At 44.5% G+C, this 14,581-nt stretch carries 10 protein-coding genes and 2 rRNA genes; 10 read left to right on the forward strand and 2 right to left on the reverse strand.

Annotated features, from left to right (window positions below; translation table 11 throughout):
• The 7 genes from BN3283_RS04290 to BN3283_RS04320 form a co-directional block, all read left to right on the forward strand.
• Window positions 1–2,789: ribosomal RNA gene (locus BN3283_RS04290) — 23S ribosomal RNA — on the forward strand; the annotation flags it as partial.
• A 98-nt stretch (window positions 2,790–2,887) separates the two neighbouring features.
• Window positions 2,888–2,998 (forward strand): 5S ribosomal RNA (gene rrf / locus BN3283_RS04295).
• A gap of 241 nt (window positions 2,999–3,239) precedes the next feature.
• Complete coding sequence (locus tag BN3283_RS04300) at window positions 3,240–3,743, forward strand: hypothetical protein (RefSeq protein WP_059025784.1); 504 nt, start codon at window positions 3,240–3,242, stop codon at window positions 3,741–3,743.
• A gap of 3 nt (window positions 3,744–3,746) precedes the next feature.
• On the forward strand, window positions 3,747–5,183 hold the full coding sequence (locus tag BN3283_RS04305; protein WP_059025785.1) for a glycosyltransferase family 39 protein: 1,437 nt from the start codon (window positions 3,747–3,749) through the stop codon (window positions 5,181–5,183).
• A gap of 1 nt (window position 5,184) precedes the next feature.
• Window positions 5,185–6,096: a glycosyltransferase family 2 protein gene (locus BN3283_RS04310; RefSeq protein ID WP_200889864.1), complete on the forward strand. Its 912-nt coding sequence runs from the start codon at window positions 5,185–5,187 to the stop codon at window positions 6,094–6,096.
• Between the two features lie 63 nt (window positions 6,097–6,159).
• A complete protein-coding gene (gene ftsY, locus BN3283_RS04315; RefSeq protein ID WP_041504600.1) occupies window positions 6,160–7,110 on the forward strand; it encodes a signal recognition particle-docking protein FtsY in 951 nt (316 codons plus the stop codon).
• 131 nt (window positions 7,111–7,241) lie between these two features.
• Window positions 7,242–7,709, forward strand: coding sequence for a low molecular weight protein-tyrosine-phosphatase (locus tag BN3283_RS04320; protein ID WP_041504599.1), 468 nt, complete (start codon window positions 7,242–7,244; stop codon window positions 7,707–7,709).
• 223 nt (window positions 7,710–7,932) lie between these two features.
• Here the strand turns inward: BN3283_RS04320 and BN3283_RS04325 are convergent, their stop codons facing one another.
• Window positions 7,933–8,883, reverse strand: a complete 951-nt coding sequence (locus tag BN3283_RS04325) for a phosphoribosylaminoimidazolesuccinocarboxamide synthase (protein ID WP_041504598.1) — start codon at window positions 8,881–8,883, stop codon at window positions 7,933–7,935.
• A gap of 21 nt (window positions 8,884–8,904) precedes the next feature.
• Complete coding sequence (locus tag BN3283_RS04330) at window positions 8,905–9,849, reverse strand: PhoH family protein (RefSeq protein WP_059025786.1); 945 nt, start codon at window positions 9,847–9,849, stop codon at window positions 8,905–8,907.
• Window positions 9,850–10,008: 159 nt separating this feature from the next.
• Between BN3283_RS04330 and mazG the strand changes: the two genes are divergently transcribed.
• The 3 genes from mazG (at window position 10,009) to BN3283_RS04345 (ending at window position 14,573) form a co-directional block, all read left to right on the forward strand.
• Window positions 10,009–10,806 (forward strand): nucleoside triphosphate pyrophosphohydrolase, encoded by a 798-nt coding sequence (mazG, locus tag BN3283_RS04335; protein WP_041504596.1) that lies wholly within the window; start codon window positions 10,009–10,011, stop codon window positions 10,804–10,806.
• Window positions 10,807–10,822: 16 nt separating this feature from the next.
• A complete protein-coding gene (locus BN3283_RS04340; RefSeq protein WP_286137512.1) occupies window positions 10,823–11,179 on the forward strand; it encodes a hypothetical protein in 357 nt (118 codons plus the stop codon).
• A 163-nt stretch (window positions 11,180–11,342) separates the two neighbouring features.
• Entirely contained in the window at window positions 11,343–14,573 is a 3,231-nt protein-coding gene (locus tag BN3283_RS04345) for an FAD-dependent oxidoreductase (protein WP_059025787.1), read from the forward strand.
• The last annotated feature ends 8 nt before the right edge of the window (window positions 14,574–14,581 follow it).

Raw genomic sequence — 14,581 nt, forward strand, 5'->3', positions numbered from 1 at the left:
ATCCGGGGATTTCCGAATGGGGCAACCCGGCACGCTGGACGCGTGTCATGCTATATTTAGCAGGCGAACGCGGGGAACTGAAACATCTCATTACCCGCAGGAAAAGAAAACAACAGTGATACCCCCAGTAGCGGCGAGCGAACGGGGCGTAGCCCAAACCGCTGGCGTCGAGGCGCTAGCGGGGTTATAGGACCGATTAAAATCGAGGATTGGCGATGGCAGAAGTCGCTGGAAAGCGACGCCGTGGATGGTGATAGCCCAGTACGCCTGGTCCCCTTTCTTGATAACGGAATCCTGAGTAGGGCGGGACACGAGTAATCCTGCCTGAATTCACCGGGCCCACCCGGTAAGGCTAAACACTCCCGAGAGACCGATAGTGAACCAGTACCGCGAGGGAAAGGTGAAAAGCACCCCGAGCAGGGGAGTGAAATAGACCCTGAACCCGCGCGCCTACAAGCGGTCGGAGCCACGTGATGTGGTGACGGCGTGCCTTTTGCATAATGAGCCTACGAGTTAGTCGTCACTGGCGAGGTTAAGGGTTTTTAGGCCCGTGAGCCGAAGCGAAAGCGAGTCTTAATAGGGCGTAAAGTCAGTGGCGCTAGACGCGAAACCTTGTGATCTACCCTTGTCCAGGTTGAAGGATGGGTAACACCATCTGGAGGATCGAACCGGTAAACGTTGAAAAGTTTTCGGATGAGGCGAGGGTAGGGGTGAAAGGCCAATCAAACTGGGAAATAGCTCGTACTCTCCGAAATGCATTTAGGTGCAGCCTGTCGAGTTTCGTTACCGAGGTAGAGCTACTGATTGGACGCGAGGGCTTCACCGCCTATCAAATCCGGCCAAACTCCGAATGCGGTAACTTTAAATCGATGGAGCGAGCCCGCGGGTGCTAAGGTCCGCGGACGAGAGGGGAATAACCCGGACTATCAGCTAAGGTCCCGAATTGACGTTTAAGTTGAATAAACGAGGTGGGATCGCCTAGACAGCTAGGATGTTGGCTTGGAAGCAGCCATTCATTTAAAGAGTGCGTAACAGCTCACTAGTCGAGCGCTCCCGCGTGGATAATACACGGGCATAAAACGTCAACCGAAGCTATAGGATGTACTAAAATGGTACGTCGGTAGGAGAGCATTCCTGTCAGCGTCGAAGCGATATCGCGAGGTGTCGTGGAGCGTCAGGAAAAGCAAATGTAGGCATAAGTAACGATAATGGAGGCGAGAACCCTCCACGCCGCAAGACCAAGGATTCCCCGGCAATGTCAATCACCCGGGGGTCAGTCGGGCCCTAAGGCTAACCCGATGGGGGATGCCGATGGCGAACGGGTTAATATTCCCGTACTTCTTCACGGCGTGACGCGGTGACGGGGCGATGACAGGGTCGCGTGCCGACGGAATGGCACGTTGAAGCCCGTACCCTTTGAGGCAGGTAGTAAAGCACGCCTGCCGAGGCGAAAGGCGATAGTACCGCGAGACCCCGGTCAAGCGGATAGTACCCGTAATTTCACCCCCAAGAAAACCCGCTAAACTTCAACCGTGAAGGACCCGTACCGTAAACGGACACACGTGGTCGGGTAGAGTATACCAAGGCGCTCGAGTGAATCGTGGCCAAGGAACTAGGCACAATGGTCCTGTAACCTCGGGATAAAGGACGCTCTAGTGATAGAGCCGCAGAGAAATGGCCCAGGCGACTGTTTACCAAAAACACATGGCTATGCCAAATCGCGAGATGACGTATATGGCCTGACACCTGCCCGGTGCCGGAAGGTTAAGAGGAGGGGTAAGAGAGATCGACGCTCCTAATTGAAGCCCCGGTAAACGGCGGCCGTAACTATAACGGTCCTAAGGTAGCGAAATTCCTTGTCGGGTAAGTTCCGACCTGCACGAATGGTGTAACGATCTGGGCACTGTCTCGGCCACGAGCTCGGTGAAATTGTAGTTCCGGTGAAGATGCCGGGTACCCGCGACGGGACGGAAAGACCCCGTGAACCTTTACTGCAGCTTCGCGTTGTTCCCGGTCACGGGACGTGTAGGATAGGTCGGAGACATAGAAGTGGTTTCGTCAGGAATCATGGAGTCATCGTTGAAATACGACCCTTCCCTTGTCTGGGATCTAATCTAGAGATAGAGACACCGCGTGGTGGGTAGTTTGACTGGGGTGGTCGCCTCCAAAAGCGTAACGGAGGCTTCCAAAGGTACCCTCAACTTGTTCGGTAATCAAGTGTAGAGTGCAATGGCACAAGGGTGCTTGACAGGGAGACACACAAGTCGATCTGGCGCGAAAGCGGGGCATAGTGATCCGGTGGTTCCAGCGTGGAATGGCCATCGCTCAAAGGATAAAAGGTACTCCGGGGATAACAGGCTGATCGCCCCCAAGAGCTCATATCGACGGGGCGGTTTGGCACCTCGATGTCGGCTCGTCACATCCTGGGGCTGGAGAAGGTCCCAAGGGTTCGGCTGTTCGCCGATTAAAGTGGCACGCGAGCTGGGTTCAGAACGTCGTGAGACAGTTCGGTCCCTATCTGTCGTGGGCGTTGGAGATTCGCGAGGTCCTGACTCTAGTACGAGAGGACCGGGTTGGACGCGCCTCTAGTGAACCGGTTATGACGCCAGTCGTACCGCCGGGTAGCCACGCGCGGATCGGATAAGCGCTGAAAGCATCTAAGCGCGAAGCCGGCCTCAAGATGAGATCTCCGTTTAGGGTCGTTGTAGACGACGACGTTGATAGGCCGCAGGTGTAAAGCCGGTGACGGCACAGCCGAGCGGTACTAATAACCCGATAGACTCTGTCGGTTGTTTCATTTCTATGTTCGATGTCCCTCTCCATTCAACTAGCTTTAGGTTTGACGCTATAGACGTTGAATTTTTTTAAAGGTATTTAAAAGGTATTAAAAGGTATCTACAGCGACGGTGATCCACCTCTTCCCATTCCGAACAGAGAAGTTAAGCCCGTTAGCGCCGATGGTACTGCCGCGAGGTGGGAGAGTAGGTCGATGCCGAATTTAGAGAGAAGCCACGAGAGATCGTGGCTTTTTTATTTTAAATTTTAAATTGTAGATTGTAAATTAAAAACGGAATTCAATCTACAATTTAAAATCTACAATCTACAATCTACAATCGTCAATCCTTTAATCTCCTAATCCTTTAATCTCCTAATCTCTTATCATTTTGTCTCCAATCGTTAATCTATAATTCTCAATTGTCAATTTTTTTTAATATTTTTGTCAAAAATAGGACGATATAATGAATAATACGACTTCTTTTGTAGTTAAAAATATAGCGGCTTTGTTTTTGATGGTTTTTGTCGTACAGACTGCGATTCGCGATAACGGCGGGTATAATTGGGTTTTTTCTATGCTGGAGGGAAATCTGGAGATGATAAAACGCTACCCCCGGATGAGTACAGAGCAGAAGAACGAGATTAAACATGGAGCGAATTTTAATTATTTACATTTTCTAAAGACCAATACTCCGCCGGATGCGGTTATTCTGTTTCCTCCGAAGGATACGCTCTTACATGTTAAGCTTTTTAAAGATAAGCCCTCCAATAGTGCTTCTTTGAGAAATAGAATATGGGCGTCTTATTTTGTATATCCTCGTAAGATTATATATGCCGATAGTTTGAAAGGGTGTCCGGCAGAAGTGACTCATATTGCCGTTATCGACAAACATGGGTACGAATATGTAAAAGATAGCGTCGATTTGGCTACCGCTCCTGCTTTTTCGGTTATACCCATAAAAAGATAATTTATGATAGCTTTATTTTCAATCGTATCGGTGTACTTGATAGGGATGATTGTTTTGAGATTGATCAGCCGGGAATGGTCGTTATCGGAAACATTAGGTTTCGGTTTTCCTGTCGGTATGGGATGTGTGACGGTATGGATGTTTCTTATGGATGTTTTGGGGATCTCTTTGATACGCGGGACTGTTTTGTCTGGTACTTTTTTATTGGTGGCGTTTTTATATTTTCTTTTGTATTATTTCAAGAAAGATCAGGATATTTTTGCACCTATAAAACGGTACGTCCGTAAGGGAGAGATCAGTAGACTTTTACACAAACAAAATGCCGGAGTTTTATTTTTGTCGGGAGTATTGATCTATTTGATTTATCTGGTAACGGTAAAGGCTTTATACTGGCCTGCTATTCATTACGATACGATTGCCGGGTATGATTTTTTAGCTCGGGCGATTGCCCACGAGGGAACGCTCCATAATTCTCTTTTCGATCCGGCCCATCGTTTGGTTTCTTACCGTAGTATTTATCCTCCTCTTTTTCCTTTAAGTTTTGCTTACGCATATATTTGCGGGGAAATGTCGGTAAAGATTATTCCCATCTTGTATTATGTCTCGATTGCCTTTTCTTTTTATGGTTTATTACGTCGTTATGTGAATCCGTTATCATCGATGTTGATGGTATTGATTTTGTTGGCAACACCTGAATTTGCGGCACAATCGACCTTCTTAATGACGAATATGCCGCAAACTATTTATACTTTGATCGGAGTGATCGGTTTTATTTGTTGGTTTAATCATAAAGGAGAGCGTTATTTTGCCCTTAGTATAATTACCTTGACCTTGGGTGTCTGGGGACGAACGGAAGGGGTTGTATTCTTTATTCCCTGTTGTTTTGCTTTGGCTTATCGACTGATACGGGAATGTCGGGAGCGGTCGTTGTTTTCCCGGGAAAATGTAAAGAGGTGTTTATGGTTTGGTATACCTTCTTGTGTCGCTTACGGAACATGGGAAATCTATCTGAAATACGTACTGAAAGCCTCTGATTTGCAACAACCTTTTAAGCTGGGAATTATAGAGTTGAAAGGTAAGTTCGACTTTATGATGCGTATCGTTGAAGAGATCAGTTTTTCTTCTCAATTGTACGGTTGGGTTATTTATTTGGGGATCACGGCTTTCGTGTTGAATCTGACTTACTTGATGTATAAACGGGAATGGTTGTTTTTCAATGGAATAACCTTGTCGTTGATCGTTGCGGCATGGTGTATTTATTTGTGGGTCTATTATCAGATCGATGTACCTTCTCTTGATATCTTTGAAGGTTATATCAGTTATGGTTATAAGCGAGGACTTTTTAATTTCTTGCCTTTACTTCTCTTCTATTTTGCCACTTCGAAAGTGGTACAAAATTTCTCGAACATGTTGTATATGGAGTATCCTCAAAAAAAGTAATATGATGAAAACCTGTTTGCTTATTCCTTGTTATAATGAAGGATTGACGATTCGTAAAGTAGTGGATGATTTTAAAAGAGAGGTGCCTGATTTAGAGGTGTATGTATATGATAACAATTCTACGGACAATACCGTGGAAGAGGCATTATCGGCGGGAGCTATCGTACGTAAAGAGCGTCGGCAGGGGAAGGGGAATGTCGTAAGAAGCATGTTTCGGGATATCGATGCCGATATCTATATTATGGTGGATGGGGACGATACTTATCCGGCCAAGGCGGTTAAGTCGCTGTTGGAACCCGTTGAAAAGGGAGAGGCAGATATTGCGATCGGAGATCGTTTGAGCAACGGTACTTATTTTAAAGAAAACAAGAGGTCTTTCCATGGTTTCGGTAATAATTTGGTTAAGTTTTTTATTAACTACTTTTTTCGTACGGATTTGAAAGACATTATGACAGGATACCGGGTTTTCAGTCGGAATTTCGTGAAGACTTTTCCTGTAATTAGTGAAGGGTTCCAGTTGGAAACGGAAATGACCATATTTGCCTTAAGTAAATATTTCAGAATCGTAGAGGTACCGATAGACTTTTCTGAGAGACCGGAAGGGAGTTTTTCCAAACTGAATACTTTTTCTGACGGTTTTCGGGTTATCATGTGTATTTTCAATATGTATCGGCATTATAAACCTTTGCGTTTCTTTACCGTTATCGCCTTATTTTGTATGATACTGTCTTTTATTTTCGGCATCCCGGTAATCATGGAGTATATAGATTACCAATATATATATAAGGTCCCTTCGGCTATATTGGCCGGGTCATTGTTTGTTATTGCAACTTTGACTTATACCTGCGGTTTGATTTTGGATGCGTTGGCTTATAAAGATCAGGCCTTTTTTGAGCAGATATTGAAGAAATGATTGATGAGCGTGGGGAATAGGTTTTAATTTTATATATTCGTGGTTTGAAACAAGATTTAGGAAATGGCATTATTCGGTTTATTTAATAAAAAGAAAAAAGAGAGCCTTGATAAAGGTTTAGAGAAGACAAAAGAGAGCGTTTTTAAAAAGCTTTCTCGGGCAATAGTCGGAAAATCGAAAGTAGACGATGAAGTTCTCGATAACTTGGAAGAGGTTTTGATTACTTCGGATGTAGGAGTGGAGACTACTGTCAGAATTATTCGCAGGATTGAAGATCGGGTCGAACGAGATAAATACGTCGGTGTAGAAGAGTTGAATCGGATCTTGAAAGAAGAGATCGTGGATCTCTTGAAGGAGAATAACGTATCGGATTACAATTCATTCGATTTACCGCCGGGAGACGAACCTTACGTGATAATGGTTGTTGGAGTGAACGGGGTCGGAAAGACAACTACGATAGGTAAGCTCGCCAATAAGTTCAAAGAAGCCGGAAAATCCGTGGTATTGGGTGCTGCCGACACCTTTAGGGCTGCTGCCGTTGATCAGTTGGTCATCTGGGCCGAGCGGGTCGGAGTACCTATTGTAAAACAGGCTATGGGAGCAGATCCGGCGTCTGTTGCTTACGATACGTTGAGCAAGGCGAAAGCCGATCATGCGGATGTGGTCATAATCGATACGGCAGGACGTTTACACAATAAAGTCAACTTGATGAACGAGTTGACAAAGATTAAAAAGGTAATGCAGAAGGTAATACCGAATGCTCCTCATGAGATTTTATTAGTGTTGGATGGCTCCACCGGACAAAATGCTTACGAGCAGGCAAAACAATTTACGTTAGCGACAGAAGTAAATGCATTAGCCATAACCAAATTGGATGGAACAGCTAAAGGGGGTGTCGTGATCGGTATTTCGGATCAATTTAAGATACCGGTGAAATATATCGGTATAGGAGAAAAAATGGAAGATCTGCAAGTGTTTAACCGGGAAGAGTTTGTCGATTCTCTATTTAGTTAGGCCGAATGATTTAATTGTAAGTTGTAAGGAATGCCGTGATTCAATGATTTTGTGATTGAGAGATTGAATTCATATCTGCTGATTTCTGAATTTTAATTTACTATTGTCTACTTAAAATTCTTGCATTTCAATTGAAAAAGATTCTTTTTGTTTGTTTGGGTAATATCTGTCGTTCTCCGAGTGCGGAGGCGGTAATGAAGTATTATGTGAAAGAGAGAGGATGGGAGGATCGATTTTTTATCGACTCCGCCGGATTGAGCGGATGGCATTCCGGAGAACCGGCAGATGAGCGGATGCGACAGCATGCTGAAAACAGAGGTTACGAGTTGACCAGTCGTTCCCGTAAATTTTATCCTCCGGCCGATTTTAAAGAATTTGATATGATCATCGGTATGGACGATCAAAATATCCGGGATTTACGGGCTTTGGCCGATACGGAGGAGGAGTTGGGGAAAATACATAAAATGACTGATTTCTGTCGGCATTTTTCCTGTCGAACGGCAATACCGGATCCTTATTATGGTGGAGAGGCCGGTTTCGAGTTGGTGTTGGACCTTTTGGAAGACGGGGTTGAAGGATTGCTCGATGCATTGAAATAACCCATTGAAACGGGTACCATATGCTATTTTAAAATGGTAAATTAAAAGATGCTGAGATATAATGATTATAGGATTTGGTGATTGGGAGATTCAGTGATTGAAGAAGAGTTGACGCTTGAAAGAGGGTAAGAGCAGTATTCAATCGTAAATCATGAATCAAAAAGAATTAAACCCCGAAAGTTTCGATATCTGACTTTCGGGGTTTGTATTGTTTGAATATTTTTTATTTCGACAGTTTATCGAGGTACTCGTTCACGTTTTTCTCGATACGTTCCAGTATGTTTGTATTTTCGGCCTTAATGAATTCGGTTCCCGTTATATTTTCATAAAGTTCGATATACCGGTCGGTAATGTTTTTCACCACCGCCGGAGTCATTTCAGGTACTTGTTGCCCCTCTTTTCCTTGAAAGCCGTTTGCCATCAGCCATTCGCGAACGAATTCTTTGGAAAGCTGGCGTTGTTTTTCTCCTTTTGCTAATCTTTCTTCATATCCGTCAGCATAGAAATAACGGGAGGAATCCGGTGTGTGGATTTCATCTATTAAGAAGATCTGTCCGTTTTTCTTTCCGAACTCGTATTTCGTATCCACGAGGATAAGTCCCATTTTAGCCGCCATTTCCGAGCCTCTTTGAAAAAGTGCATACGTGTATTTTTCGAGCATTTCGTAGTCTTCTTTGCTGACCAAACCGCTGGAGATGATCTCTTCTTTGGATATGTTTTCATCATGGCCTTCCATGGCTTTGGTCGTCGGCGTGATAATGGGGGAGGGGAATTTCTGGTTTTCAACCATTCCTTCGGGGAGTTTTATCCCGCAAAGCGTTCTGTTCCCCGCTTTGTATTCTCTCCATGCACTGCCTGCCAGGTAACCGCGGATAACCATCTCCACCTTGAACGGTTCGCACATGTGGCCGATTGTTACCATCGGGTCCGGAGTGGCGATTTTCCAGTTGGGAACAATGTCGGAAGTGGCATCAAGAAATTTCGCCGCAATCTGGTTCAATACTTGTCCTTTGCAAGGAATCCCTTTGGGCAGGACCACGTCAAAAGCAGAAATTCTGTCGGAGACGAGCATGACCAGGTATTCGTCATTGATGTTGTACACATCCCGAACTTTTCCGACATATAGATTTTTTTGTTTCGGAAATTTGAAATTTGTTTTTACAATCGCTTCCATGTTATTCGCTTTAATGATCTGTTATATGGATTTTTTTTCATTGTTGTAAGCTTTCACGATCTCTTTTACGAGACGGTGGCGAACGATATCGTTCGTGTCGAATTCTACAAAGGCGATGCCCTTGATGTCCTTTAGTATCTTGAAAGCATGAATCAGACCTGAATCGTTTTGTTTCGGAAGATCGATTTGGCTCATGTCTCCCGTGATGACAAATTTAGCACTGATTCCCATTCGCGTAAGGAACATTTTCAATTGATTGCGGGTCGTATTCTGAGCTTCGTCCAAAATAACAAAGGCATCGTTTAAAGTGCGTCCGCGCATGTAGGCCAAAGGTGCGATTTGAATGACTTCGGATTCTAAATATTCGGTTAGCTTCCGAGCCGGGATCATATCGGACAAAGCGTCGTACAAGGGTTGTAGATAGGGATCTACTTTTTCTTTCATATCTCCCGGCAAAAATCCTAAACTTTCTCCTGCTTCAACAGCCGGTCGGCTGAGTATAATCCGTTTTATTTCTTTATTGCGTAATGCCTTTACGGCTAAGGCTATGGCTGTGTATGTTTTCCCTGATCCAGCGGGTCCGGTAGCAAAGAGCAGGTCGTTGGTTTTGGAGAGGTCTACTAATTTGCGTTGATTGGCTGTCCTTGCCCTGATAATTTTTCCCCCGTTTCCGAAAACGATTATGGATGCCGGATCTTCCGGGTCTTCAACAATGTCGTCTTCCAGGATGATCCGTTTCAGGTTGGCGACCGTCAGCATATTGTATTTGTTATAGTGTTCCAGTAAGGCGTTTACCTTAGCGTTTAAGATTTCGATATCTTTTTCTTCTCCTTGAACGATGATTTCGTCACCTCTGGCTGTGATTTTTAATTTGGGGAAAAACTCCTTGAGTGTAATGAATTTTGCGTTATTAATGCCGTAAAAGTCAATGGGATCAATGTTTCCGATACTTATTCTTCTCTCCATCGTGAAATTAAAATAAATAACTTATTTTTGCAGGTGCAAAGTAGTTAAAACAATCGAGAATTGAAAATAAAAATAGGGTTTATCCATTGAGGATTCACGGCCTTGTCCGAGAAAATTTCGAGGTTTTGACGATACCGTTATTAATAATTTTAAATTGTAATGAGTCAAGATATTGAAAAGAGAAAAGAGGCTTTTGCCGATTTGTTGGATATCATCGCAACCCTACGGGTGAAGTGTCCCTGGGATAAAAAACAGACGTTGGAGAGTTTACGAAATTTGACGGTGGAAGAGGTGTATGAATTGGGGGATGCAATTTTGAAAAAGGATATGCAGGAGATAAAGAAGGAGTTGGGAGATCTGATCATGCACATTGTTTTTTATGCTCGTATCGGTGAGGAGCAACAGCAATTTGATATAGAGGATGTGTTGGTAGAGATTTGTGAGAAATTGCGTTACCGCCATCCTCATATATACGGGGAGGTACAGGTGGAGAATGAGGATGATGTGTTGCGGAATTGGGAGCAGTTGAAATTGAAGGAAAAAGGTCGGCACCATAAGGTGTTGGAAGGAGTCCCGTCTGCTCTTCCGGCAATGATTAAGGCTTTTCGGGTGCAGGATAAGGTAAGGGGTGTTGGATTCGATTGGAAACAAAAGCAAGATGTATGGAAAAAAGTAAGAGAGGAGCTGGATGAGTTACAAGCGGAGATGCAACGGGAAGATACGGAAAAAATGGAAGAGGAATTCGGTGATTTTATGTTTGCCTTGGTCAACGCCGCCCGTTTATACGGTATTAATCCGGAAGATGCATTGGAGAAGACGAATCGGAAGTTTATTCGTCGTTTTTCTTACGTGGAGAGTAAGGCAAACGAAGCGGGAGTAAAACTTGCCGATATGTCTTTGGAGGAGATGGATGGGTATTGGAATGAGGCCAAGAGACGGGAGAAAACAGATAAATAAAAAAAGTCCAGATCGTATGGGTATGATAGATTTAACGGGTAAATGGAAATATAGGGAAAATTACGGTTACGGCATTACGGAAGGGGAGTTGTTTTTGAAACAGGAAGGAAGTGAACTCTCGGGCCGGATCATATTTACGGATAAACCGAAGGAAGAAGAACCTTATATGCTGCAAGAATTTTTAAAAGGGCGTATCGAGGAACATAAGGTGAAGTTGGATGCGGTGGAGGTAGATATTATTCATTCGGAACATGAAATTTATTACGAATTGGACAGTTGGTTCGGGGTGCTGGTTGATGATGTCACCATTATGGGAGTAAGTGTCGATGCGCAGGGAGTGGAAGGAAATTTCAGCTTTGAGAAAGTAACGTGAGGATCTTTATATTTGGATATGGACGGGATAAGTTTTTTATAAAACAGGCGGAAGAAATTTAGCGCGTATTTTAAAAAGTTGACGAAAGTCAGCTTTTTTTTGTTTGTAATAGAATACATTGCCAAGGAAATAATGAAAAATAACCTACTAAAACCTATATCTTATGTCAAAAATTAATCATCATCCGATTTTAGATGTTCCCAAACGTGATAAAGTAATTTTTACTTTTAACGGGAAAAAAATAGAGGGGGAGTGTGGAGGAACGATTGCGGCAGCTCTTCATCAAGCCGGTTATCCGGTACATAGTCATAGTTTGGATGGGCGTAAACGTTCGTTGGCCTGCGGCATTGGAAAATGCGGTGCTTGTGAGATGTTGGTAGACGGAAAAGTAAAGCGGATTTGCGTGACGAAGGTAGATGGGGTGAAAGAGGTACGGGAGATTGCCTCCGGAGAGATGGCTAAAATAAAGGAGCCAGCTCCCGAGATATCCCGGAAAATATTACGTACGACGGTAGTGATTGTCGGTGCCGGGCCAGCTGGCTTGGCTGTTAGAGAGGAGTTTGAAAAACGGGGAGTTGATAATATCGTTATCGATAATAACGACAAGATCGGCGGACAGTTTAATATGCAAACGCATCAATTTTTCTTTTTCGAAAAGGAGAAACGGTTTGGAGGGATGCGGGGATTCGATATCGCGAAGACTCTGGCCGGAGAGAATATGGATGGCATTTACCTGAACTCTACCGTGTGGGATATTTTGGAAGGGAAACGGGTAGCTGTGAAAAATTTAGAGACAGACACGGTTTTCTTTGTCGATGCGGATTATTTAGTTGTGGCCACGGGTGCCGTTCCTTTTATGCCTGCTTTTGAGAATGACGATCTGCCGGGTGTCTATACGGCAGCCGTGGTTCAGAAAATGATGAACAATGAATTTACGTTGTTAGGAAAAAACGTGTTGACCGTGGGAGCCGGGAATATCGGTTATCTTACCTCCTACCAACTGATGCAGGCAGGAGCCCACGTGAAAGCCATCATAGAAGCTATGCCGAAGGAGGGCGGGTTTCCCGTGCAGGCGAATCGGGTACGTCGGTTGGCGATTCCCATCATGACGTCTCATATGTTATTAAAAGCTATTCCCAATGCCGATTATACCGGTGTCACCGGAGCTGTCATCGCCGAATGTGAAAATTTCAAACCGGTGCCGGGTACGGAAAAGATATTGGACGGAATAGATGTCATTAATATCTGTACCGGATTGATACCGGATAATCAATTATTGACAAAGGGTAAAGCTGTATTCGGCGCTAATTGTTATGCTGCCGGGGATGCGGTAAGAATTGGGGAGGGAACGAGTGCCGTGCTTCGCGGTAAACAGGCAGCGGTAGAAATCATGATCGATTTGGGAGTCCGGGTCAATTACGATGATTATTTGGTGTTATCCAAAGAGTATATCGATTCGCAGCAGCATCCGGTACGAGTATTGGAGGAACCACGTTTGCCGGATCTTACGAGAATGCAGCAAAGAGGATTCGTGCAGATGGATTGTTTGTATGGTTTTGCATGCAATCCGTGTTCTTTTGCTTGTCCTCACGGAGCGATAACAAAAGATGCTACTTTTACAGTTCCTTATGTCGATTATGACAAATGTATCGGTTGTATGGAATGTGTGTATCAATGTCCCGGATTAGCCATATTCGGGTATGATATGCGTAAGGATACCCTTTTCTTACCTATCGAATATGAGGTGGCGGAAAAGGAAGAGGTATATTTAGTTAACAATTACGGGGAAAAGTTAGGATCGGGAATCATCGAGAAAGTGTTGCATAAACCGAATAAAACCAATATAGTCAGGGTAAGATCATTGGATATTCACGGGGAAGAGTTGGTAAAAGTTCGAGGCTTCGTCGTAAAGAATCGTTACCCCGAGAATTTGAAGATGGAGCCTTTGTTGAAGGATAAGAAAGAGGCTACTTTTATTTGTCATTGTGACGATGTGACTTTGGACGACGTTTTGCAGATCGTCGGCGATCGTACCTTTATCTCTATCGACGAGATAAAGCATTCTACCCATCTGGCCATGGGACCTTGTCGGGGAAAACGCTGTATCCCGCGCTTGAGGACGGCATTAAGGGCCAAAGGAATTGAAATTGTCGGGGATGCCACACCGCGGGCACCGTTATCCAATCCGTTGACTTTAGGTGAAATCTATCCTTCTAAAGCCGGGGATGTTTATTTGGTGGCCAATCGGGAAGGTTTTAAAAAAGTTGAAGTAGGGGCATTGATAGCGGGAGGAGGTATCGCCGGAAGTGCTTTGTTCCGTTATATGGCGGAAGCGGGAATGAATCCTGTTCTGGTAAATGCGGATCGGGGATCTTCCTGGCGAAACATCGGGGGTGGTCGTACGGCATTCTCTTTACCGGAATTAGCAGAAATCGCTGAACGTAATCATCAGTTATTTAAGGATCTGCAAAGAATATCCAATATCGATTATAAGGCTACCTGTTACGTGAATCTTGCTCACGATGAAGCTACTTATAACGCATTGGAAGCCAGTAAGGCATGGTCCGATGCTTATATGGTCGATCCGAAAGATTTCAAAAAAGAGATTTCTCCGGCATTTTGCACGAAATCCAAACGTTATATAGGAGCTTTGATCACGAATAATTGTTGGCAAGCGACCCCGGGGAAGGTGGTTGAGTTGATACGCAATATTGGGATAGCTGCCGGAGGCCGGGTCATAGAAGATTGTAAGGTGATCGAGGTGGCTTGCGAAGGTTCTACCTATTCTGTCTTGGTATTGACTCACGATAAAAAATACATGGAATTCCGGACAGAGAATTTCGTAAATGCCTTGGGAGCCGGGGCCGGAAAGATTTGTGAGAGCTTGGGTATTCAGGCGGGACTTTATCCCGTAAGGCATCAAGCTTTTATAACCCGTCGATTACCGATGTTAGGAAAAAACGGGAATAGTTTGGATATGCTGATCGATCGACAAGAGTACAAAGGTTTCTCGGCCGTCTACGGTCAACAGATTGCTTATACGGGACAGATTATCGGTTGTGCTTCTCCGCGGGTGGATGCTTTGCGAACGGATAAGGACTTGATGTTGAATACGAAAGAATTTTTGGAGATTATAGGGGAATTCTTTGTGGATTGGATTCCCGATTTGGCCGGGGTCGGGATTCAGGCTACCTGGTCTGGTTATTACACGGAACCCCGTTATATCGTCGATCCCGAGTTGGGGTTGTTTGTCGGCATGCGCGGGCACGGGTTTATGTTGTCGCAATATATCGCCAAGATGTACGTGGATAAATTGATGGGCCGCCCTGTTCCGGAGTATTTCGATAAGCTCAAACTAAACGGACCGGGATTAGCGGAGAGGGCATTTAAGTGATTCTGTGA

This window comes from Gabonibacter massiliensis (assembly GCA_001487125.1).
In the GTDB taxonomy this organism is placed as follows: domain Bacteria; phylum Bacteroidota; class Bacteroidia; order Bacteroidales; family Marinifilaceae; genus Gabonibacter; species Gabonibacter massiliensis.